General features: G+C 70.7%; 18 protein-coding genes. 4 read left to right on the forward strand and 14 right to left on the reverse strand.

Features of this window, described 5'->3' with window-relative positions; translation table 11 throughout:
• The 4 genes from WMF42_RS42615 to WMF42_RS42630 form a co-directional block, all read right to left on the reverse strand.
• Window positions 1-729 (reverse strand): metallophosphoesterase family protein, encoded by a 729-nt coding sequence (locus WMF42_RS42615; RefSeq protein ID WP_434044348.1) that lies wholly within the window; start codon window positions 727-729, stop codon window positions 1-3.
• Window positions 730-1,140: 411 nt separating this feature from the next.
• Complete coding sequence (cysW, locus tag WMF42_RS42620; protein WP_434044349.1) at window positions 1,141-2,043, reverse strand: sulfate ABC transporter permease subunit CysW; 903 nt, start codon at window positions 2,041-2,043, stop codon at window positions 1,141-1,143.
• A gap of 42 nt (window positions 2,044-2,085) precedes the next feature.
• Complete coding sequence (locus tag WMF42_RS42625; RefSeq protein ID WP_437694432.1) at window positions 2,086-2,997, reverse strand: ABC transporter permease; 912 nt, start codon at window positions 2,995-2,997, stop codon at window positions 2,086-2,088.
• Window positions 2,997-4,061 (reverse strand): sulfate ABC transporter substrate-binding protein, encoded by a 1,065-nt coding sequence (locus tag WMF42_RS42630; RefSeq protein ID WP_437688900.1) that lies wholly within the window; start codon window positions 4,059-4,061, stop codon window positions 2,997-2,999. The genes WMF42_RS42625 and WMF42_RS42630 overlap by 1 nt, the downstream gene beginning before the upstream one ends.
• A 474-nt stretch (window positions 4,062-4,535) precedes the next feature.
• Here WMF42_RS42630 and WMF42_RS42635 point away from each other — a divergent pair, with 474 nt between their 5' ends.
• Window positions 4,536-5,621 carry a 2-isopropylmalate synthase gene (locus WMF42_RS42635; protein WP_437688902.1) on the forward strand — a complete coding sequence of 362 codons (1,086 nt, stop codon included), beginning with the start codon at window positions 4,536-4,538 and terminating at the stop codon, window positions 5,619-5,621.
• On the opposite strand, the gene WMF42_RS42640 is transcribed toward WMF42_RS42635, so the two are convergent.
• A complete protein-coding gene (locus WMF42_RS42640) occupies window positions 5,608-5,934 on the reverse strand; it encodes a hypothetical protein (protein WP_061605631.1) in 327 nt (108 codons plus the stop codon). The genes WMF42_RS42635 and WMF42_RS42640 overlap by 14 nt on opposite strands.
• A gap of 148 nt (window positions 5,935-6,082) precedes the next feature.
• Here WMF42_RS42640 and WMF42_RS42645 point away from each other — a divergent pair, with 148 nt between their 5' ends.
• The gene (locus WMF42_RS42645; RefSeq protein WP_155797972.1) at window positions 6,083-6,256 is read left to right on the forward strand and encodes a hypothetical protein; all 174 of its coding nucleotides are present in this window, start codon (window positions 6,083-6,085) and stop codon (window positions 6,254-6,256) included.
• A 148-nt stretch (window positions 6,257-6,404) separates the two neighbouring features.
• Here WMF42_RS42645 and WMF42_RS42650 read toward each other — a convergent pair whose 3' ends face one another.
• A complete protein-coding gene (locus WMF42_RS42650; RefSeq protein WP_437688904.1) occupies window positions 6,405-6,743 on the reverse strand; it encodes a hypothetical protein in 339 nt (112 codons plus the stop codon).
• Window positions 6,744-7,190: 447 nt separating this feature from the next.
• Between WMF42_RS42650 and WMF42_RS42655 the strand changes: the two genes are divergently transcribed.
• Entirely contained in the window at window positions 7,191-8,075 is an 885-nt protein-coding gene (locus tag WMF42_RS42655) for a hypothetical protein (RefSeq protein WP_437688923.1), read from the forward strand.
• 153 nt (window positions 8,076-8,228) lie between these two features.
• Here WMF42_RS42655 and WMF42_RS42660 read toward each other — a convergent pair whose 3' ends face one another.
• The 5 genes from WMF42_RS42660 to WMF42_RS42680 all read right to left on the reverse strand — a co-directional run bounded on the left by WMF42_RS42660 (window position 8,229) and on the right by WMF42_RS42680 (window position 18,485).
• Entirely contained in the window at window positions 8,229-10,469 is a 2,241-nt protein-coding gene (locus WMF42_RS42660; protein ID WP_437688925.1) for a molybdopterin oxidoreductase family protein, read from the reverse strand.
• Window positions 10,469-12,202, reverse strand: coding sequence for a DmsC/YnfH family molybdoenzyme membrane anchor subunit (locus WMF42_RS42665; RefSeq protein WP_437688927.1), 1,734 nt, complete (start codon window positions 12,200-12,202; stop codon window positions 10,469-10,471). The genes WMF42_RS42660 and WMF42_RS42665 overlap by 1 nt, the downstream gene beginning before the upstream one ends.
• 119 nt (window positions 12,203-12,321) lie before the next feature.
• Window positions 12,322-12,723, reverse strand: a complete 402-nt coding sequence (gene nirD, locus WMF42_RS42670) for a nitrite reductase small subunit NirD (RefSeq protein WP_061605626.1) — start codon at window positions 12,721-12,723, stop codon at window positions 12,322-12,324.
• 35 nt (window positions 12,724-12,758) lie between these two features.
• Window positions 12,759-15,299, reverse strand: a complete 2,541-nt coding sequence (gene nirB / locus WMF42_RS42675; protein WP_437688929.1) for a nitrite reductase large subunit NirB — start codon at window positions 15,297-15,299, stop codon at window positions 12,759-12,761.
• Window positions 15,300-15,803: 504 nt separating this feature from the next.
• Window positions 15,804-18,485 carry an ATP-binding protein gene (locus WMF42_RS42680; RefSeq protein ID WP_437688931.1) on the reverse strand — a complete coding sequence of 894 codons (2,682 nt, stop codon included), beginning with the start codon at window positions 18,483-18,485 and terminating at the stop codon, window positions 15,804-15,806.
• Window positions 18,486-18,613: 128 nt separating this feature from the next.
• Between WMF42_RS42680 and WMF42_RS42685 the strand changes: the two genes are divergently transcribed.
• Window positions 18,614-19,543 carry a ketopantoate reductase family protein gene (locus WMF42_RS42685; RefSeq protein WP_061605623.1) on the forward strand — a complete coding sequence of 310 codons (930 nt, stop codon included), beginning with the start codon at window positions 18,614-18,616 and terminating at the stop codon, window positions 19,541-19,543.
• Window positions 19,544-19,588: 45 nt separating this feature from the next.
• Here WMF42_RS42685 and WMF42_RS42690 read toward each other — a convergent pair whose 3' ends face one another.
• From WMF42_RS42690 to WMF42_RS42700, 3 genes are all read right to left on the reverse strand, one after another.
• Complete coding sequence (locus tag WMF42_RS42690; protein ID WP_437688933.1) at window positions 19,589-20,056, reverse strand: hypothetical protein; 468 nt, start codon at window positions 20,054-20,056, stop codon at window positions 19,589-19,591.
• A gap of 458 nt (window positions 20,057-20,514) precedes the next feature.
• Window positions 20,515-21,738: a hypothetical protein gene (locus WMF42_RS42695; protein WP_437688935.1), complete on the reverse strand. Its 1,224-nt coding sequence runs from the start codon at window positions 21,736-21,738 to the stop codon at window positions 20,515-20,517.
• A 206-nt stretch (window positions 21,739-21,944) separates the two neighbouring features.
• Window positions 21,945-22,607 (reverse strand): 16S rRNA (guanine(527)-N(7))-methyltransferase RsmG, encoded by a 663-nt coding sequence (locus WMF42_RS42700; RefSeq protein ID WP_061605350.1) that lies wholly within the window; start codon window positions 22,605-22,607, stop codon window positions 21,945-21,947.
• Between the last annotated feature and the right edge of the window lie 110 nt (window positions 22,608-22,717).

Below are 22,717 nucleotides of genomic sequence, written 5' to 3' on the forward strand. Positions count from 1 at the left end.
TCAGGCGTACTGCTGCAGCAGCGCCCCGCGCATCGGGTTGTCGCACGCCTTCACGGCCGCGCGGAGCGCGTCCCTGTCGACAGGGACCCGGTGCAGGCTGACGTTGATCGCGCCGCCGCGCGCCTCGACGGTGGCGTACTCGGCGTGGTGCAGCAGCGTCGGCGGCCCGCCGTTCGCGTACTCCTTGAAGGGGAGCCCGACGCTCCCCGGGTTCACGAGGAGCGTGCCGCGGTGCTGGCGGAGCATCTGAACGTGCGTGTGCCCGCCGGCCATCACCGTCGCCGCGTGGCCCGCGAGGCGGCGGTCGAGCTCCTCGGGCGGCGTGTCCGAGAGCAGGTCTTCCATGTGAGACCGGGGCGAGCCGTGGAACAGGAGGAGCGTCGAGCGCGCGTCGAGCGGGATCTCCAGGCGCGCCTGGAACGTGCGCAGGAAGCCGAGGTCGTCCTCCGAGAGCTGGTCGCGGCACCAGTCGACGGCGTCGACGACGATCGTCGCCTCGGTGTAGGTGCGGATCAGCCCGGGATCCAGCATGAACTCATCGTGGTTCCCGAGGATGCACGGGCACCCGAGCTCCCGCAGCATGTCCAGGATCGCCCCCGGTCGCGGGCCCAGCGTCGCGACGTCCCCGAGGCAGATCACCTGATCGACGCCGGCCGCCTGGATGCTGGCCATCACGGCCCTGAGCGCCACTTCGTTGCCGTGGATGTCCGAGATCAACGCGATCCGCATGGGAGAGCCCTCCTCTTGGGCGGCCATCGGGACGGTGGAGCGGCCTCGGCGCCTCGCGGCGGCCGAGCGGCGGACTCACGAAGATAGACCATGTCCTGCGGCGCCTCCAGCCCCTCACGCCCGCCAGAACGATGCTTGTGGGCTTGTGGGGTCACGTGGGCGTGACGGCGGGCTGTCGATGGCGAGGGCGTCGGGTGCGCGAAGTCTCCCTGCCCGTTCGGGGTCGCCAGCAAGTAGCATTCGGCGCACGCGCTCGCGCTGGCCGCTCGACGTCGTCGGCCCGGCTCCCGGCGCTCGAGATCCGCGCCGCCGAATTCCAGGCCTCCGTTGCGGTTTCCTCACGCTGGCGCCCAGCAGGCGCCGTCGTCCGCCGCGCGATCGATCGGGCTCGGCGCCGAGCGGAGGTGGCCTCTACCCGCCGTCCTTCTTCTTCAGCTCGCCCTTGAACCGCCACTCCACCGCCGCCTTCACGGCGAGCGTGAACACCGACACGCCGGCGAGGAGGCTCGCGACGGCGAACGCGGGCATGACCCGCACCATGTTGGCGTAATAGACGCGCTCCACGTGGAGCGGCAGCGTCACCTGATCGGACGACCCCGCCGAGACAACGTACACGGCGCCGAACTCGCCCATCGCCCGGGCGGTGCACAGGATCACCCCGTAGAGCAACCCCCAGCGGATGTTGGGCAGCGTGACGCGCCAGAAGATCTGCCACCCGCTCGCGCCGAGGACGCGGGCGACCTGCTCGTCCTCGGTCCCTTGGGCCTGCATCAGCGGGATGAGCTCGCGCGCGACGAACGGGAAGGTGATGAACACCGTGGCGAGCACGATGCCCGGCAGGGCGAAGATGACCCTCGTCGACACCTCGAGGCTCGTGAACCCGAGGCTCACCTCGTAGGTCCTGTTCACGAACGCGCCGAAGAACCCGTTCGCCCCGAAGAGCAGCACGAAGCACAGGCCGGCGACCACGGGCGAGATCGAGAACGGCAGGTCGATCAGCGTGACCAGCAGGCTCCTGCCCCGGAACTCGAACTTGGCGATCGCCCAGGCCGCCGCCACGCCGAACAGCGTGTTGAGCGGCACCGCGACGGCCGTGGTGAGGAGCGTGAGCTGCACGGCGCGGAAGGTCGCGCGATCGAAGACCGCCTGTCCGTAGGCACGCAGGCCCTCGCTGAAGGCGTGCCAGAACACCACCCCGAGCGGCAGCACGAGGAACACGCCCACGAGCAGCACGCAGAGGCCGATCAGCAGCCGCCGGCCGCCCCGGTCGCCGGCCGTGTCCGCCCTGTCGGGTCGCGAGCGCGCGTCGAGCATCTGGCGCCTCAGGTCCTCGGTCCGCGGGCGTTCATGGCGCGCTCAGCCGGCCGCCCTGCCGGCGTTGCCGCGCGCGGCGGATCGCTGGAGCAGGTTGATCGCGAGGAGGAGCGCGAACGACGCCCCGAGCAGCAGCACCGCCACCGCGGTGGCGTCGGCGTAGGTGCCTGTCTCGTTCACCTCGATCATCTTGATGATCACCTGGGACGCGATCTCGGTGTCGGGTCGATTGCCCGAGATGAAGATCACCGACCCGTACTCGCCAAGGCCACGCGCGAGCGCCAGCGCGAACCCCGTGAGCAGCGCCGGCGCGAGCTCGGGCAGGACGACGGCGCGGAAGATCTGGAGTCGGCTGGCGCCGAGCGTGGCCGCGGACTCCTCGACATCCCGGCTCAGATCCTCGATCACCGGCTGCACGGTGCGCACCACGAACGGCAGCCCGACGAAGGCCATCGCGATCACCACGCCGAGCGGCGCCAGCGAGATCCTGTCGTACACCGTCCACTCAAGCGGCCATCCCCCGCCCGCGAACCCGCGCCACGCGGGCCACGGGTACCGGAAACCCACGCTGGAGAGCGCCCCGCCGAGCAACCCGGTCTCGGCGTAGAGCGTGGAGAGCGCGATGCCCGCCACGGCCGTGGGCAGCGCGAAGGGCAGGTCGATCACCGCGTCGATCGCGCGGGAGAAGGGGAAGGTGTAGCGGCCGAGCACCCACGCGATGAGCAGGCCGACGACCACGTTGAGGAGCGCGGCGAGGATCGAGGCGCCCAGGGTGAACCGGACGGCCGCGGCGACCCAGCTGCTCGTGGCGACCTCGTAGAACCGCCCCCAGCCGAGCTCCGCCGTCCTGAGGAACAGCGCGGAGAGCGGCAAGAGGACAACGAGGCTCAGGTAGAGCACCGTGACGCCGAGGGAGAGCGAGAGGCCGGGGAGCACGCGCGCGCCGCGCGACATCATTTCTTCCGCATCTTGTCGAGCTCGGCTCCCTGGCCGAAATGGACGCTCATCACGGTCGGCCAGTCGGTGAAATGGTCCTTGAACCGGAACAGCGTCAGCGGCTTGAGCCGATCGGCGTGCTTCTTCGCGATCGCCTCGCTGTACGGGCGATTGAAGCGCTTCGCGATGAGCTCCTGGCCCTCGTCGGAGAAGTGGAACTTCACGTACGCCTCGGCGATCTCCTTGACGCCGCGCCGCTCGGCGACCTTGTCGACGACAGCGAGGGGGACCTCGATGGTGATCGAGTCCGAGGGCACGACGACCTCGAACTGGTCGGCCGTCGCCGGGTCGGCGGCGATCTGGAGTATCTCGTTCTCCCAGCCGAAGAGGACGTCTCCCGTGCGCTGCACGATGAAGCGGGTCGACGAGCCGCGCATGGCCGGATCGAGGATGGCGTCGTCGTACACCTTCGCGGTGAACTCCCGCGCCGTGGCCTCGGCCTCCGCGTCCGTCCGTCCCTCGGCCTTCGCCTTGCGCGCCGCGTGCGCCCACGTCGAGAGGTAGATCCAGCGCGCCCCGCCGCCTGTCTTCGGATCCGGGCAGAGCGACACGACCTCGGGCCGCGCGAGGTCCTCCCAGGCCTTCACCTGCTTTGGATTGTCCTTGCGGACGAGGAAGATGACGGCCGACGTGTACGGCACCGAGCCGTTCGGCAGGCGCTCGCGCCAGGTAGCGGGGAGCAGGCCTGCCTTGGCGATTGTGTCGATGTCGAAGTCGACGGACAGGGCGGCGACGTCGGTCTCCTTGCCTGCCGCGATGTCGCGCGCCTGCTTGCCCGACGGGCCGTGGTCGGTCTCCACGTCGACGTCCTTGCCCGTCGTCTGCTTGTACCACCGCTCGAACGCCGGGTTGAGCTCCTGGTAGAGCTCGCGGGTGGGGTCATACGAAGCGACAGAGAGCTTCGCGACCTGGCCTTGCGCGCTCGCCTCTGTCGCGGCGGTCGGTTTCTTTTCCTCGCACCCGATGAGGGTCAGGAGCAGGGAGCCCAGCGCGAGCGCGGAACGGAGCGCGGCGGTCTTCATCGTCTCATCTCCGGGGGAAAGGCGGCCACTCTACTGCCGGACAGGGCCCTTGTCGCGAGGAGAGCTCCCGCGCGTGCGCCGGCGGGGCGGTGCGGCGGTGCGGCGGTGCGGCGGTGCGGCGGTGCGGCGGCGCGGCGGTGCGGCGGTGACCGAGCGCCGCGCTCAGGGGGGCGCGAATCGAAGCTCCTGGGCGGCAGCGTGCGGGAGCGGCCGGTTGCTCCTCCAGCGCCTCGTACGCTGCCGCTCGTCGTGCGGCATCCGACGTTGACCTCGTCGCTCTCCGCGCGGAGAGCGGTCCGGTCCCGGGGCGTGCCGGGGGCGTGAGGTCGACAACAGCGTCGGGCCGGCAGGGCGGCGCGGCGTCGGGTCCGTTCATCGGGACCTGCTCCGGAGGCCGACATGCAGTACCCTCTGCTCCGCGCCGGCTCGACGCGGCGCGCCGGGCATGCGCCACGCCGAGAGTACCTCCCTGACATGCAGCGCATGAGCGACGGCCGGGATCCCAGCACCGCGGCCCCCTTCGACTGGAACCGCGCCTCGTCCGCACCCGCGCCCGCGGAGCGTCCGCCGCCCCTCGGGCGCCTGCTCGCCGAGGGCTGGGCTGCCGTTCGCGCGGAGGACGACGCGTGGCTGCCGCTCGGCCGGGCGGCCCGGCCGGTCGAGGTGCTCGACGAGACGCTGCGCGACGGCATCCAGGGCGTCTCCACGGTGAACCCGTCGCCCGCGCAGCGGGTCGAGCTGGTCCACGCGATGGCGGGCATCGGCGTCGACGCCGTGAACCTCGGCCTCCCGGCGGCCGGCCCGCGCCAGTTCGAGGAAGCGTGCCTGCTCGTCCGGGAGATCGTCGCCTCGAGGCTCCCGCTCGCCCTGACCGCCGCCGCGCGCACGATCGCCGCCGACGTCGAGGAGGTCGCGCGCGTGGCCGACCGCACGGGCGCGTCGATCGTTGTCTACACGTTCATCGGCAGCTCCCCGATCCGGCATTTCGTCGAGGGGTGGGGCCCTGATTTCCTGGTCCGCAGCGTCGAGGACGCCGCGCGCGCCGCCGCCGCGGCCGGCCTGCCCTTCTGCCTCGTGGCCGAGGACGCGACCCGCTCGCCGCCCGACATGCTCCGCACGCTCTTCCGCGCCGCCGTGGACTGCGGCGCCGCGCGCATCTGCCTCTGCGACACGACGGGCCACGTCACCCCGCCGGGCGTCGCCTCGCTCATCGCGTTCGCCCGGCGCGAGCTCGCCGCGCTGGGCGCGCCCCGCCTCGAGCTCGACTGGCACGGCCACAACGACCGCGGCCTCGGCCTCGCCGCGGCGCTCTGGGCTGTGGCCTGCGGCGTCGAGCGGGTCCACGCCACGGCGCTCGGCGTCGGCGAGCGGGTGGGCAACAGTTGTCTCGAGCTGCTGATCGACAACCTCGGTCGCCTCGGCTCCCGCGCCGCGGTGCCGCGCGAGCGCCTCGCTGGCTACTGCGCGGCCGCCTCGCGCGCGCTCTCGTGGCCGATCCCGCCGGACCACCCGATCGCCGGGGCGCTCACCCGGAGCGCCGGGGCGCTCACCCGGACTTGACGTTGCCGCCGCCGACCCGCGCCATGGCGGCGCGGACGATCGGCGCGGCGGGCGCGAGCGCGTCCGCGAGCTCCCCGACGCGCCCCGCCGCGCGCTCGGCCCGCGTCCACGCCGACGAGAACCCGAGCGTGCCGGGCGGGTGGGCCTCCGCGAGGGCGATCGCCTGCCGCAGATCGTCGCCCACGGCCGCGATGGCGTGGAGATCTGCCACGGTGGCCCCGCGGGCGCGCGCCGCGGCGTAGAGCGCGCGCACGATGCCGAGCAGGTCGCGGGCGGCCTCCAGCGGGAAGGGGTCGTGGCGGATCGAGAGCACGGGCGCCTGTTGGAGATCACGGATGCCGGGGCGGGGCGTCAAGGAGGGGGCTGGGGGTGCGGTGTGGCTTGAAAATTGCAGCCATGCAGTCGGAGGCGAGGAAAGAAACCGACAGAGACCAGCAGAAAGAGAACGGAGAGAGGTCGCCATGAACAGCCGCATGCATGAGCTCGCGAAGACGGACGTCCCCGGGGGCGAGGAGGAGGTCCCGCTGCCGCCGAACCCGGGGGATCCGGGGCCGGAGCAGCCGGAGCCGCCGTCGCCGGATCCGACGCAGGACCCTCGCATCCCGCCGCAGGGGGACTTCCCGCGCGGGGTGTGAGTCGAGCCGCAACGGCCAGAGGGCCCGCTGAGCTCAGCGGGCCTCGATGCCGGTCGGCCCTCGCACCTCGAGTCTGCGAGATGCGATCGGGTCCGCCCGTGCCCTGACGTCGGGCGCACGGAGATCACACGGCGTGGCGACATCCGGCCTAGCACCGAGTCGGCCCGAACCAGATTCTCGCCCGCGTCCACCACGGCATCGCGATCCAGCGTGTCGCGGTCCACGGGGGCGGTATGGGGCCGTGGCGTGCGTGCATCGGCAATGCCGGCTCGCCCCCGAGCTCCACGCAGACCTTGGCTGCGTACGCGAGCGCGATCGCGTCCATGGAGAGGACCTCGAGGGTCCCCGCCTCTCGGTCGCCGTGCCAGCACGTCTCGACGTTCCTCTCGTTCGATCTCCGCGCGCCTACCTCGTCACGAAGGCGCGCGCGCCAGGCGCACTCGTCCGGTTGCTGGATGAAGCGGAAGCGGTACATGCCCGTCGCCATGGTGCCGTCGGTAGTCCGCCGCGTGGCCGGCGTCGACAGCGCTCAGCGCGCGCGCAGGCCGAGCTCCTGGGCAGCCCGGATCATGGCGTCGCCGTACCTCCTCCGCGGTCATCGCTCCTCTTCCTCAGCGCTCCGAGCGCCTGGGTACCATTGAGCTGAATCGGAGGGCCGCATGCGCCGGAGATACGGCGGACGCCGCGTCGGACGCGTCGGAGCGGTGTCAGAGGACGTCGAGAGCTCGACTCCTCTCGTCTACCCGACTGGCTCTCGTGGAGCCCCGTGCCCCGGCGTCGGCGCACAGGGAGGTCACACGGCGTGACGGACCCGGGAAGCTGCCCGGAATTTACAGGGTGGGAGGCGGCTGCTCGGCGCCTGCGGGCCTGCCGCATGAGCCTGGGACGCTGCTCGAGAAACCAGCATGGCTGTAATCACCCGAGAGATCACCCGATGCCCTCAGTCACCCACGAAGCCCTGGTGGAGCTGTTCAAGAACCGGCCGAGGCTGGCCGCCGAGATGCTCAAGGACGCGCTCGGCCAACCGGTACCGGCCTTCACGGAGGCGCGCGTCGTGTCCTCCGACCTCACCGAGATCATGCCCTCGGACCGGCGGGCGGACGTCATCGTCGTGCTGCTGGTCGGCGAGCAGCAGCGGCCCGCGATGGCGATCGTCGTCGAGGTCCAGCTCGGCGTGGACCCGGACAAGCCCTACGTCTGGCCGTTGTATGCCATCCAGACGAGGGCCCGGCACCGCTGCCCGACGTCGCTGCTGGTCGTGACGACCGACGCCGCGATCGCGCGGTGGTGCGCGCGCCCGATCGACACGGGCCATCCAGGGTGGATCATGACCCCGCTGGTGCTCGGGCCCGAGGGCGTCCCGGTCGTCACGGACGCCGAGCAGGCGAAGGCGGCGCCCGAGGTGGTCGTGCTCTCGGCCATGGCGCACGGGCAGGAGGAGGCTGGAGAGGCGATCGGCGTGGCGTTCCTGGCGGCGGCAGCCGGGCTCGATCAGGAGCGCCGCGCCTTATACGGGGATCTGGTGCTATCCTCGCTGAACGCAGCGGCGAGGCGGACGTTGGAGGCGATGATGAAGCCCGGATACGAGTTTCAGAGTGAATTCGCGCGCAGCTACGCGGCGAAGGGGAGGGCAGAGGGGAGAGCGGAGGGCAAGGCGCAGGCCGTTCTCGCCTTCCTCGAGGCCCGCGGGCTGGAGGTCCCGGCCGAGGTGCGGGAGCGCGTCCTCGCGAGCACCGACCTCGCCGAGCTGGACCGCTGGATCCGCCGGGCCGTGGTCATCAACGACGCCCGGGAGCTCCTCGCCACGAGCGGCTCCTGAACGACCGCCTCGACCCCTGCGGGCTCAAGGGCACCCCGCTGCCGTCTCGTCCACCCGAGATGCGCAGGTCACAAAGAACGAAGACACGGCTCTCGCCGTGTCTTCGTCATAGCTCCGCCGGAACCGGGGCCCGCCCAGCTCAGCCCCCCAGCTTCAGCCCCGATCCTCTTCCCGCCTCACCTTGACCGCGCACGCCTTGTACGACGGCTGCCTCGAGTACTGGTCGAACGCCGGAAACGTCAGCTTGTTCGTGATCTCGTAGTGCATCGGGATGAAGATCTCCCCCGGCTTCACCGAGTTCGTGACGAACGCCCGCGCCTTGATGTCCGCGCGCCGTGACGCGATGACCACCCACTCGTTCATCTCGATCCCGATCTTCCTCGCGTCGACCGGGCTGATCTCGGCGTAGATCTCCTTCGGATACAGCCGCTGCAGCACCGCGCTCTTCCTGGTCCGCGTCTGCGTGTGCCACTGGCTCGAGCTCCCGCGGCCCGTGAGCAGCGTGAACGGGTACTGCTCGTCCGTCGGCTCCGGGAGCTGCCGGGGCGCCTGGAACGCGAACTTCGCCCTCTGGTCCGGCCGGTAGTACCGCCCGTCCTCGAACAGCCGACGCTCGTTCGACTCGAACGTCACCCCCTCGGGGAACGGCCACTGGATGCCGCCGCGCTCGTCAATCATCGCGTAGCCCTCGATGCCCGTGATGTCGCACGGCTGCCCCTTCGAGAGCCGCTTCATGATCTGGAAGACGGCCTCCGGGCTCTTCCACTCCTCGAACAGATCGCCGCACCCCCAGTACTGCGCGACGAGCTGGAAGATGTGGAAGTCCGCCAGCGCCTGGCCCGGCGCCCGCGCCACCTTCTTGACGAGGCCGATGCGCCGCTCCGAGTTGATGAACGTGCCCTCCTTCTCGGCCCACGAGGCCGCCGGCAACACGAGGTGCGCGCGCTCCGCCGTCTCCGTGTTGCCGTACATGTCCTGCACCACGAGGAACTCCAGGCGGCCGAGCAGCTCGTGCAGGTCCTCCTGGTTGATCCACGAGTGCGCCGGGTTCGTCGCGATGATCCAGAGGCCCTTGATCTTCCCCTTCAAGATGCCTTCGATGATCTGATCGTACGCCAGGCTGTTCCGGGTCGGGATGACCTCCTCCGGGACGCCGAGGATCCCGGCGATCTTCTTCCGGTGCTCCTCCTTCGTGAAGTCGTGGCCGGCGAACAGGCCCGTCGTGTTGCTGAACATCCGCGAGCCCATCGCGTTGCACTGGCCCGTGATGGAGTTCGCCCCCGTGCCGGGACGGCCGATGTTCCCCGTCATCAGCGCGAGGTTGATGATCGCCTGCGCGACCCGCACGCCCTCGTGGCTCTGGTTGACGCCCATCGTCCACCAGAACGACACCCGCTTCCCGTTGTGGATCGTCTCCGCGAACCCGGCGAGCTGCTCCTCGCTGAGCCCCGTGGCCGCGGCGACCCGCGCCGGCGTGAAGTCCTCGACGTGCGCCTTGAACGCCTCGAAATCGACAGTGTGCTCGCGGATGTACGCCTCGTCGATCCAACCCCGCTGGATGAGGAGGTGCGCGATGCCGTAGAACAGCGTCAGATCCGACTTCGGCTTGAGCGCATAGTGCGCCGTCGCCGCCATCGCCGTCTCGGTCTTGCGCGGATCCACGACGACGATCGCGGGGCGATTCTTGTTCTTGCACAGCCGCTCCCACATGATCGGGTGGGCGATGCACAGGTTCGAGCCGACGAGCACCACGACGTCGGACTCCTCGAAGTCGCGGTACGTGTACGGCGGCGCGTCGAAGCCGAACGACTCCTTGTAGGCCACCACCGACGTCGCCATGCACTGACGGGTGTTGCCGTCCCCGTGCAGCATGCCCATCCCGAACTTCGCGAGCGCACCCAGGAACGCCATCTCCTCGGTGACGATCTGCCCGGTGCTGATGAAGGCGATCGACTCCTTGCCGTGCGCCTCCTGGATCGCCTTGAACCGATCCACGAACGTGCGGAGCGCGACGTCCCACTCCACGCGCTCGAGCTTCCCGCGGGCGTTCCGCAGGAGCGGCGTGGTGGCGCGGTCGCTCGCCTTGAGCGGCGTGAGCGCCTCCCAGCCCTTCGGGCACGCCATCCCCAGGTTCACGGGATAGTCGGTGTTCGGCGAGAGGTTGATCGCCTCGCCGTCCTTGAGGTGCACGTTCAGCCCGCACCCGGTCGAGCAGAAGCCGCACACAACCGTGGTCGTCTGATCGGGCTTCAGCCGCGCGGGCACCCGCCCGAGGCCGAACTCGCCGGGCGCGAGGAGCAGCTCGCGCGTGAGCGGGCCGTTGCGCTGCAAGAGCAGGTTGTCGGCCGGCTTGCGCTCCGGAGACGACGTCTTCTTTGCTTCGCTGCTGGACATCAGGAGAGCCCTCCGGGCATCTTCGAGGCCGGCGCGGCGGCGAAGAAGAGATACCGCTCGAGGAACTCCCCCGAGAGGCAGAACAGGAACGCGACGACCGCCATCGCCATCAACGACTCCGAGCTCACGCCGCTGTTCGGCGCCACGAACAGGCTGAGCGCCGGCAGGACGATGCCGCCGAGCGCCCCGCACGCGAAGCGCCAGCCCGTCGCGCCCTTCAGCTCACCCGCCATCAAGATCGCGCTCCGCTTCAGCGTCGAGTGGCTCCGCTTCCGGAGGTGCCGGAACATCGAGAGCTCCACGATCAGCTTGAGCGCCGTCGACGCGCACAGGAACGCGCTCAGCGCGCGGAAGCCGCCCGTGAGGAGCAGCGCCGCGTGCTCGCGGCTCGAGAGCAGCGCGACCATCAGCACCGTCGAGCTCCCGAGCACGGCCGCCGTGCTCGCGAACTTGAAGCCCGTCAGGCCCCCGCGCCAGTGCTCCCGCTGCGTCGCGGCGTACACCATCACCGAGCAGAAGACGCCCAGCATCCCGCTCAGCGCGACAGCATAGGACAGCGGCGCCTGCAGCTCGCGGAGCGGGACCGGCAGCGCCGAGAGCGCCGGGATCGACGGCACCCAGAACGAGGCGGCGTAGAGCGTGCCGGCGCCCGCGAAGAGCGAGAACCCGAGGATCTCCCGGCTGAGCCACGACGTCCTGAGCCCCAGCAGGGCCCGGAACGCGAACTGCGGGCGGCCCAGGTGGAGGAGGCTCGCCCCGAGCGCGGCGAGCCCGAAGACGAGCGCGAAGGCGGCGCTGTGGCCGCCGAAGTCCTGGGTCGCCTGCTCGCCGAGCAGCTCGTTCAGCGCCAGGCTCACGCAGAACGCGCCCACCGAGAGCTGCGTCAGCACGAGCATGGCGACGAGCGGAGGGTGCGAGTGCTCCCGGCTCACCTGGTAGAAGTCCGCAGGGAGCATGTTGCGCGGGAGCGACTTCTTCGTCTTGTAGGTGGTCGTCGGGATCGTGTACTCCGGCGCCGCCGCCCCCGGCAAAAACACGTTCGTCTGGCTCTCCTGCACGGCCTGCGCCTGCTCGACCACCGTGATGCGGATGGCGCCGTTCGGGCACGACTGCACGCACGCCGGGGCCTCGTCGTTGGCCAGCCGATCGCTGCACATGTCGCACTTGCGCACGATCCCCCGCTCCGCGTTGAACTTCGGGGCGTCGTAGGGGCACATCAGGATGCAGTACTGGCAGCCGATGCACTGGTCATCGAGGTGCTTGACGATGCCGGTGACCGGGTCCTTCTCGTAGGCCTTCACCGGACACCCCGACATGCAGGCGGGGTCGAGGCAATGGTGGCACGCCGTTGTCACGCTCTGCTGCGCGGGCGCCTGCGGCGTGCCGCCGTGGAGGAGGCCGACCGAGCGCCACACCTCGTCCTCGTCGAGGCCGTTCAGGCTGTGGCACGCGGTGACGCACGCCTTGCACGCCGTGCAGGCGTCGAGGTCGACCTCGAAGGCGTACTGCTGCCCCGGCTTCGGCTTCTCGAAGGGGATCAGGTCGCGGTAGTACTTGGACTGGGCCGGGAGCGCGTGCTCCTCGTGCATCCGGGAGAACTTCTCGACCGCCGTGAGCTTCTGCTGGTCGGCCAGGAGCGATTGCAACAGGCTCTTGTTGCTGTCCTGGATCTTCGGCGGCGAGTTGACGATGGGCAAGTGAAAATGGGTGTCCGATACCTTAGCAACGCTCATTGACGGTCCCTGTCTACCCGGCGCGGAAACCCAGCCCGGAGAACTCCAGAAGACGCGCCGCGAACGGCGGCGCGTCCGCGGCGAAGAGGAAGGTGACGCGGCCTCGCCGGCTCATGCCATCAGCTCGCGGCCGTGAACGGCAGCGCAGTGGCCTGGACCTCGACGCGCCCGCCCCGGACCCGGACGGGGTACACCGGGATGCGCACGCTCGGGTCGTCCAGGCACTGCCCCGTGCGCAGATCGAAGTTCTGCTTGTAGATCGGCGACGCGATCTTCGGGACTCCCCCCTTGTCCCCGACGATCCCGCGCGAGATGACGAACGCCTTGCTGAACGGGTCGAAGTTGCTGACGGCGTAGATCTCCTCGCCCTCGCCGACCCGGACCACCGCGATCTGGCGCGCGCCCACGAGCGCGCACACCCCGGTGTTCGGGATGATGTCGTCGACCCCGCAGACCTCGGTCCAGCCCTGTGTCATACCCTCGCTCCGGCGCGCGTTCGAAGTTTGCTGCAGCTCGCTCATGTCGATTCCTCCAAGAAAAGGCCTGTCGCCAGCGGTCAGAGCATCTCCTCGACGAGGTTCGACTTCTCTTTCCAGGCCGCCGGGCGGTGCTGCGCCCGCTCGGCGACGAAGACGATGCTCCGGTCGGGCTCCCCGGCGTTCACGAACGGGCGGAACTGCTTCAGCTTCTCGGGATCGGAGACCGCGGCCTTCCACTCGCACTCGTACGTCGCGATGAGGTGGGCCATCTCCTTCTCCAGCTCCTCGCAGATCCCGAGCGAGTCCTCGATGACGACCTGGCGGAGGTACTCCATGCCGCCCTCGAGGTTGTTGAACCAGGTGGCCGTGCGCTGGAGCCGGTCCGCCGTGCGGATGTAGAACATCAGGAACCGGTCGAGGTACTTGATGAGCGTCGCCTCATCGAGGTCCGCGGCGAAGAGCTGCGCGTGCTGCGGCTTCATCCCGCCGTTGCCGCACAGATAGAGGTTGTAGCCCTTCTCCGTCGCGATGATGCCGAAGTCCTTGCTCTGCGCCTCGGCGCACTCGCGCGCGCAGCCGGAGACCGCGGACTTCAGCTTGTGCGGGCTGCGCAGCCCCTTGTAGCGGTTCTCGACCGCGACAGCGAAGCCCACCGAGTCCTGCACGCCGTAGCGGCACCAGGTGCTGCCCACGCACGACTTCACCGTGCGGAGCGCCTTGCCGTAGGCGTGCCCCGACTCGAAGCCTGCGGCGATGAGCTCGCGCCAGATGTCGGGGAGCTGCTCGAGCCGCGCGCCGAACAGGTCGACCCGCTGGCCGCCCGTGATCTTCGAGTAGAGGCTGTACTTCTTCGCGACCTGCCCGATGGCGATGAGCTGATCCGGCGTGATCTCGCCGGCCGCCACGCGCGGCACCACCGAGTAGGTGCCGTCCCGCTGCACGTTGGCCATGAACCGATCGTTCGTGTCCTGGAGCGGGAGGTGCTTCTTGTTCAGGATGTGCTCGTTCCACGTCGAGGCGAGGATCGACGCCACCGCCGGCTTGCAGATCTCGCAGCCCTTGCCCTTGCCGTGGCGCTCGATCAGCTCGTCGAAGGTCTTGATCGCGTGGACCCGGACGAGGTGATAGAGCTCCTGCCGCGAGTAGTTGAAGTGCTCGCAGAGGTAGTTCGTCACCGCGACGCCGGCCTTCTTGAGCTCCTTCTTCAGGATGTCGGTGATCAGCGTGGTGCACGACCCGCAGCCGGTGCCCGCCTTCGTGTGCCCCTTGATGCCGGCGAGCGTGACGTGCTTGTCGTCGCAGATGGCCGAGCAAATCGCCCCCTTGGTGACGTTCAGGCAGGAGCAGATCGTCGCGGTGTCGGGCAGCGACTCGACGCCGAAGCCCGCCGGCTTCGCGCCGTCGCGCGGCGCGACGATGAGGTCCTCCGGGTTCGGCGGGAGGACGATCTTGTTCTGCACGAGCTGGAGGAGCTGCCCGTAGTTCGCCGCGTCGCCGACAAGGATGCCGCCGAGCAGGTGCTTGCCGTCCGCGCTGACGACGAGCTTCTTGTAGACGTTCGACGTCGCGCTCATGAAGCTGACCACGCTCGCGCCCGGCTGCGTCCCGAACGCGTCGCCGAAGCTCGCGACGTCGACGCCCATCAGCTTGAGCTTCGTGCTCATGTCGAAGCCGCCGAAGGTCTCCTTGCCGCCGGTGAGGGCGTCGGCCGCGACCCTGGCCATGTGGTAGCCGGGCGCCACGAGCCCGTAGAGCTGGTTGTTGTAGCTGGCGCACTCGCCGATCGCGTAGATGTCCGGATCGGACGTCTGACAGCGGTCGTTGATCACGACGCCGCCGCGGCTGCCGATCGCGAGGTCGCACGCGCGCGCGAGCTCGTCCCGCGGGCGGATGCCGGCGGAGAAGACGATCATGTCGGTCGCGAGGTCGGTCTGGTCGGCGAAGAGCATCCGGGCCACGCGGCCGTGCTCGGCGACGATCTCGGTGGTCGACGTGTTCGTGTGCACGTGGACGCCGAGCGACTCGATCTTCCGGCGGAGGATCGCGCCGCCGGCCTCGTCCACCTGGAGGGCCATGAGCCGCGGGGCGAACTCCACGACGTGGACCTCGAGGCCCATGTTCTTGAGCGCGTTGGCCGCCTCGAGGCCGAGCAGGCCGCCGCCGATCACGGTGCCGACCTTCGCGGACTTCGCGTGGGCCGCCATGGCCTCGAGGTCCTCGATGGTGCGGTAAACGAAGCAGCCCTTCGTGTCCTTGCCCTTGATCGGCGGGACGAACGGATACGAGCCGGTGGCGAGGATGAGCTTGTCGTAATAGACCGTCTTCCCCTTCGCCGAGGTCACCGCCTTCTTCCGCCGATCGATGGATACGGCCTTGTCGCCCAGATGTACCTGGATGCCCGCCTCCTCGTAGAGGCCGGGCTTCACCATCGACAGGTCATCGGCCGATTTGCCGTTGAAGAAGGCGGACAGGTTCACGCGGTCGTAGGCGAGCCGCGGCTCCTCGCAGAAGGTGATGATGTTCCAGTCGCGCAGAGAGCCGCCGAGAACCATGTTCTCGATGAGCTTGTGCCCGACCATGCCGTTGCCGATGACGAGGAGGTCCTTCTTCTTGCTCATGAAACCCACCTTTGGACCCGGTGAGTCCTTCTCACCGTCACTGCCGCACTGCCGTCCGAGCGAGGCGCTGACCGCGGTCTCGGGCAGGAAAGTGTGTACTGTGGGCTCTGTTTCCCAACTGTTTCGCAAGAATAAATTGTGCGTCCACTCCCGCTCTCGAACCGGGACATTACCCCTGTTTCACGCGTGTTTCGCGTCCATCCGCGAGCGAACGCGGCCCTCATTCAAGGACGAACGCGACAGCGCCAATGAAGGGAAACAGGCGTTTCCCTCGATTCCAGCGGCGTCTGTTTCACTGGTGTTTCATGGCGCGGGGTCAATGCATTGCACTTGTGAAAAGGCGGGCGGCGCGGGCGGGCGGACGATGGACTCGGCGATGGAAATGAGCGCTCCCATCAAATTCCGGACGGGTGTCCGGCGGGCCTCCGGTGGGGATCCTCGCGCGCGGGACGCACCCCGGGCCGGGCAGCCGCGGGGCGCGCTGGGGCCCGGCGCCGGCGACGATCAGCCGCGGGCAGTCGCCCGGTCCACGAGGGCGAGGAGCTGATCGGCCGCGACCGGCTTGGTCAGGTGGGCGTCGAAGCCGGCCTCGCGCGAGCGGCGGCGGTCCTGGTCCTGGCCGTAGCCGGACACGGCGGCGATGTAGGAGCCGCGGTGCTGCGGGTCGGCGCGGAGGCGACGGACGACCTCGTAGCCGTCCATCCCGGGCAGGCCGATGTCGAGCAGGACCAGGTCGAGCGCCCCCGCGCGCGCCACCTCGAGGGCCGCGGGGCCGTCGTGCGCCATCGAGACCGTGTGGCCGTGGAGCTGGAGGATCCGCCGGAGGCCCTCGGCGGCGTCGACGTTGTCGTCGACGAGCAGGACCCGGAGGGCGCCGGCCGCGGAGCGCGGGACCTGGGGCGTCGGCGGCACGGAGCTCTCCACCGACGCGCCAGCGAGCGGGAGCCAGACGCTGATGGCGGTGCCCTCGCCGAGGCCGGCGCTCACGGCCTCGACGCGCCCGCCGTGCAGCTCGGCCAGCCGCTTGACCAGCGTGAGCCCGATACCGAGGCCCCCCTGCGAGCGATCGAGCGTGCGCCTCGCCTGCATGAACGGCTCGAAGACGCGCGGGAGCAGCTCGGCGGGGATGCCGACGCCGGTGTCGGTCACCTGGAGCCACGCGTCGCCGCCGCTCGCCTTGCACGAGACCGAGACGCGGCCGCCGGGGTTCGTGTACTTGATCGCGTTGGTGAGCAGGTTGACGACGATCTGCTCGATCCGCACCCTGTCGCCGTCCACGAGGACCGCCGGCTCCACCGACACGCTGAGCTCGTGCCGGCGCTGGAGGAGCAGGGGGCGGACGGACTCGATCGCCGCCTCGACCACGGCGCCGACGTCGAGCCGCGCCCGCTTCAGCTCGATCTTGCCGCGCGTGATCCGGGAGACGTCGAGCAGATCGTCGACGAGCCGCACGATCGTCTTCACCTGCCGCTCGATGGTCGACAGGATCTGGCCGTCGTCGCGCTCGCCGCGCTCGGTCGTGTTCATGCGCAGGAGCTCGAGGCCGGTGGTGATCGGCGCGAGCGGGTTGCGGAGCTCGTGCGAGAGCATCGCGATGAACTCGTCCTTGCGCCTGTCCGCCTCGTGGGCCTCGCGGTAGAGGCGGGCGTTCTCGAGCGCCACGCGCCGCTCGCGCTCGACGATGGCGGCGCGCTCCTCGTGCAGCCGGGCGCGCTCCAGCGCCTGCGCGCACTGGCCCGACATCGCGACGAGGAACTCCTGCTCTTCCTGGTCGAAGGGGTGCGGGTCGGCGAAGCTCAGCCCGAGCACGCCGATGGGCCGGTCCTGGACCACGAGCGGGAGACAGCAGAGGGACGCTGTCGTGGGCGTCAGCGCGCTGTTCCCGAACTCCGGGTAACGCGCGGCCATCTCCTTGCGCGAGCGAAGCCAGAGGGGGGCGCCGGTCCGGAGGGCGTCGGGGATCGGCAGCTCGCCGGACACGGGCATGCGCTGGAAGCGCTGGAGGACGTCGCTCCGGTAGCCGACCGCCTTGAGGCACTCGAGCTCGTCGTCGACCGTCACGACGATGGCCCCGGCGTACGCGCCCGCGGCGGCGATGCCCTGGTCGATCACGACCTCGGCCACCGCCTCGCTGGTGAGCGCGTCGGCCAGCGCCGCGGTGATGCGCTGGAGGCCGGCCATGCGCTGCGCGGCGCGCTCGGCGGCCCGGCGCGCCTCCTGCTCGGCCAGGAAGCGCCGCCGCGCCTCGGCCTCGGCGTCGCGGGCCATGTCGTAGAGGCGCATGCGCTGCACGGCGAGCCCGATGCGCCGCGCGAGCTCCTCGGCGAAGGCCATGTCGACAGCGTCGTAGACGTGGCCCCAGCCGGCGGACGAGAGCGTGAGCGCCGCGAAAACGCGCTCCTCGCCGCGGACGGGCACGACAAGCGCGGAGCCCTGGCCGAGCGCGCGCACGAGGGCGAGGTGCTCGCCGTCGAGGGCGCCGGCGGCGGACAGGCTGTCCGCGAGGTCGGGCAGGAGCCGGCCGGGGCCGCCGTGGAGCACCTCGTGCAGCGGCGTCGCGGGCTCCGGCGGGATCCGGCTGCGCTGGGCCAGCCTGGCGGCGATCTCGGCCTTCGCCGGATCGGCGTGCGCGACGACCCGCACGCGGGCGGAGCCGTCCGGCTCGAGCGTGTGGACGGCGCACCAGTCCGCGATCGAGGTGACCGCGAATTCAGCCATGCTCCGGTAGATCGCGTCCTGGTCGAGCACCGGGTCGAGCAGGGCCGTCGCGTCGGCGAGGAACCGCCGCGTCTCCTCGCTGCGCTTCATGTCGCCGATGTCCGAGACGAGCGCGAAGAAGCCCCGCACCTCGCCGCTCGCGCCGAGGTGCGGGATGTACTGGATGCGGACGTGGCGCTTGCCGCCCTTCCGGTAGATGAGCCGTGACTCGAAGTCTTGCGGCTGTCCGGCGAGCACCGCGGCGACGTGGGGCTTCACGCCGGCGTAGGCCACGTCGCCGATCACCTCGCGCACGTGCCGGCCGACGAGCGTGCTGCGATCGTCCCCGAACCAGCGCTCGTAGGCCCGGTTGATGATGCCGTAGCGCTCGTCGTTATCGATATACGAGATGAGCACCGGCAGGGCGTCGATGAGCAGCTGGAGCTGCTCGGCTTCCAGCGTCGCGCTCGGGTGGGCGTCGGTGTTCATGCTGGCGGCGTGAGCCACGGTTGGGGCGTCCGGCCTAAGCATCTGGCCTCCTGCATATCCGCAATCGGCGCTGATGGCCACCTGTCGGTCCTCCGTGGTGTGGTTCGAGCATGCTATGGTCGCCGCCGATGCGGATCCTCATTGTCGGCGCGGGCGCGGTGGGCGGTTATTTCGGGGCGCGGCTCAGCCTGGCGGGGGAGGACGTCACGTTCGTCGCGCGCGGCGCGCACGCCGAGGCGATGCGGTCGCGCGGGCTCGTCCTCCGCACGCCGGCCGGCGAGGTGCGCACGCCGCCGCTCCGCGTCGTCGAGCTCGACGCGGCGCGCGGGCCGTTCGACCTCGTTGTCGTCGCCGTGAAATGGCCATCGCTCGCGGACGTGAGCGCGCGGCTGCCCGGGCTGCTCGCCGACGACGGCCTGGTGCTGCCCCTGCTGAACGGCCTCGACTCGGAGGATGCTGTCGCGCGGGACGTCGGCGACGCGCGCGTGATCGCCTCGATCGCGTACATGTCGGCGGGGCTCAGCGGCCCTGGCGCGATCGAGACGCTCGCGCCGACGCGCGCCGGCCTGGCGCCGTATCGTCCTGGGCAGGAGCAGCGGGTCGAGGCGGTCGCGGCGCTGCTCGAGCGCGCGGGCATCCCGGTCCGCCGGTCGTCGCGCCACCGCGCCATGCTCTGGGAGAAGATGGTCTGGAACGCCCCGTTCAACGCGATCTGCGCGCTGACCGATCAGCGCGCCGGCGCGGTCGTGGAGCGGATGGAGGACCTCGCCCGGCAGGCGATGCTCGAGGTGATCGCGGTCGCGCGCGCGGAAGGGGCGGAGATCCCGGTCGAGACGGCGGACGCGATGATCGCGCTCACGCGCGCGGAGTTCCCGCTCACCGAGCCGTCGATGCTCCAGGACGTGCGCGCCGGCCGCGCGACGGAGGTCGATATACTTCAAGGCGCCGTGGTCGAGCGCGGGCGCCGGGCCGGGGTCGACACCCCGGTGCTGCGCACGCTCGCGACGCTCGTCCGCGGCCTGGCGCCGCGCGCCAAGGCGCCGCCTGTCGCCGGATAGAGCGCGCGTCCACGGCGGGGGCCGGTGCTCGCAGCGCATCTCACCTCAGAACACCGTCCTGGCGGCGATCCCCTTGCCCATGGGGATGATCTGCACGCTCCCCACCTCGGTCACCGTGCGCTTCGCCGGGAAGATGAAGCCGCTCAGGATCTGCAGCGCGCCGATGGCCTGGCCGAGCCCGTCGGCGACGAGCAGCACCTTGTTCGTCGTCTCGGCGTTGCAGTCCTCTCCGCCGCTGCACTTGCCGCGCGTCCCGAGGTCGATCCAGGGCCCCGCGATCGGCACCCAGAGCGCGCGGTCCGCCGGCTCCTTGCTGAACGTCGCCACGACGGTCGAGATACCGTAGGTGGTGCCGAGCACGGCGACGCCGCTCCAGATGAGCCCGCGGTTCGGGACGGAGTCGGTGATCGTGACCGTGTCGCGCGTGCGCTCCTGGGCCTGCGCGGTCCCGGCGAAGGCCAGCGTCGAGACCGCCATGACGGCGGCCGAGGTGAAGAGAGCGAGCTTGTTCATGCGGTCCTCCATCCCGGCGCCTGAGCAAGCAGGGTGCCGGCGCAACGCTCCCGGATTCGATGCCTGCGGCGGCGCGACCAGCGCGTCGCGCCGGGCGATCGTGTGGCGAACTGCCCCGCCTGGGACGGCGCGCCTCGTGCTTTGACGTGATCGGAGCCGCGCGCGAGCGCCTCCTGGCCGCGGATCTCCGGACCGGCAGCCCGGGCGCCGTCGCCGCTGCCCGTGACGCACGAGGAACGAAGAGCCCGGATTACCGTTCCGGTGCTCTCGCTGTGTCGGCGATCTCTTCCGTCGCGGGTGAGGGTGAATCGAGGACCAGAGGGAGTCACGGCCAGGGGGGCCGTGGGGAGGTCGCCCGGCGTGTCGGGCCCCGGCGGGAGGGGATTGGAGGGAGCGGGGGGCCTCGTCTCAGCCCGTGGAGATCGAGGTGAGAAGAGGCCCTGTCGTGGACGCAGCGGTCAGGCGCCGCCCGCGCCGCCCGCGCCGCTCGTGGCGGCGCCACCCGCGCCACCCGCGCCGCCCGCACCACCGGTGCCGCCCGCGGCGGAGCTGGTCGTGGCGGAGCTGGTCGTGGCGGAGCTCGTCGTGGTGGTGCTCGTCGTGGTGCCAGCGCCGCCCGCGCCGCCCGCGCCGCCCGCGCCACCCGCGCCGCCCGCGCCACCCGCGCCACCCTCACCGCCGCCGCCCGCGCCGCCCGCGCCGCCCGCGCCGCCCGCGCCGCCGTTGGTCAGCGGATACTCCGGATCGAGGCAGAAGAAGCCATCCGGCGTCTCGGTGCACGCGTCCGGGTCGTCGCAATCGGAGTCGTCCTCGCACTCCGTCGACTCGAAGATGCAGAAGCCGTTGTCCGGGAGGCCGAACGACACGCAGCGGGCTTGCGGCAACAAGCAATCGTCGTGCGCCGTGCAGGCCCTGGTGCAGGCGCCGAAATCACCGGCGCCGACCACATCCGAGAACTGGTACAGGCAGATGCCGTTCTCGAGCCCGCCGCAGTCGCCGTCGATCAGATCGCCGCCGAATCCGCAGAACTGGGTGCACGCGGTGACCTCGCCGGGGAAGCCCACGCACCAGCCGGCGCACGGGTCCTCCTCGGCGTCGCCGTCGCACGCGGCGCCCATCGGCAGACCGGGGTTGGGCGCGTCGACGCAGAGGTTCGACCTGGGATCGCAGGCGCGGCCGGGGCACTGGCTGTCGGAGCCGCAGTTCGGCGTGCAGACCGTCAAGCCGGCCTCCACCTCTTCACAGCGCAGCTCGTCGCGGCCCTGGCACTTGAACGGGTCGAGCTCCGCGTCGAGGCTCGAGATCTCGGGATCGCCCATGAGGCAGCCCAGGTAACAGATGCCATTGAGGCAGGCGCTGCCCTCGCCCTCGCAGTCGCCGTCGTCCGAGCACGCGGTCGTGCAGTACCCGCCCGAGGGGCCGCCCTCCTCGGCCGACTCCGGGACGCAGAACCCCTCCGGGCCGCAGTCGGCGTCCTCCGTGCACGGGGTGCCCAGGTACTCCGCCTCCGTGGGGCCGGTGCCCGTGCTGACCCCCCTGCCCGAGCTCGAGCTCGATGTCGAGCTCGACGAGCCGCCCGCTCCTCCCGAGCCGGCAGGCGGTTCATCGTCGCCGCAACCAATGAAGCCTGCAGAGAACGCGACCGAGGTGAGCAAGATCGCCGAGATGCGTTGCACTTTCATCACTGTCTCCCGAGCCAGGAGGCCCTGCCCACGTAGGGCGCGCCTTCATGTGATTTCCGGACAGTAACGGAATCGCTGCTGCTTCGCCATACCGGACGAGCAGCGGAGCGCTCGACGTGGTGCCTCCGTGAAAGCGGACGGCACTCCGTTTGAGACCGCCAACAAGACGGTAATCGTACGAGTTTCGATATTATTCAGGCATTACCCTAGGCGGCGGTCAGGCGATCATGGTGGTCAGGCAGATACCTCACTGCCCGCCGCTCCGCGCCCGTGAGCGGCCATCGATACCGGAGGTCGATCGCGGGCGCCCATCCGGCGTGCGCCGGCGGCTCGTCGCGCGCGAGCAGGACCCAGACCTCGCGGCGGTCCGCGGGGGCTCGCTCCGTGAGCGCGGCGCCGAGGGGCAGCCACGCGTCGGGCGCCAGGGTGGCGCGGGAGATCGCCACGTCGAACGACCTCCCTGCGCGCACGAGGTCCTCGCCGCGCGCGCGCTCGACCCGGGGGGCCTTCGGGAGCACGCCCTGCTGGACGAGGGTGCCCAGCGCCGTGCGGAGGAAGGCCACGCGCTTCTGCAGCGGCTCGATGAGCGTCACGTCGAGGTCCGGCCTGAGCAGCGCGAGCGGCAGTCCCGGCGCGCCGGCCCCCGTGCCGACGTCGACAACGCGTCGCCCCTCGGGCACGTGCTCCGAGAGGAGCCGCGCGTCGGCGAGCATGAGGTCGGCGAGCTCGTCGGGGTTCCGGGCCGCTGTCAGATCGACCTTGGCGTTCCAGACGGCGACGAGCTCGAGCCAGCGCGCGAGGGCCTCGCCGGCGCGGGCGGGGAGGCTCGGCTCGCGGCCGGCGAGCACCGTGGCGATCTTCTCCGTCATCTGTGCTGCCCTCTGTGCTGCGTCGCCCAGGCTCATGGCCGGCAGTGGAGCACAGGAGCCGGCGCGGATGTACCCGGCGGCGGGCGGGTGGTCGGATTCGAACCGGCGGG

It is taken from the genome of Sorangium sp. So ce176 (genome assembly GCF_051519835.1).
Classification (GTDB): domain Bacteria; phylum Myxococcota_A; class Polyangia; order Polyangiales; family Polyangiaceae; genus Sorangium; species Sorangium cellulosum_G.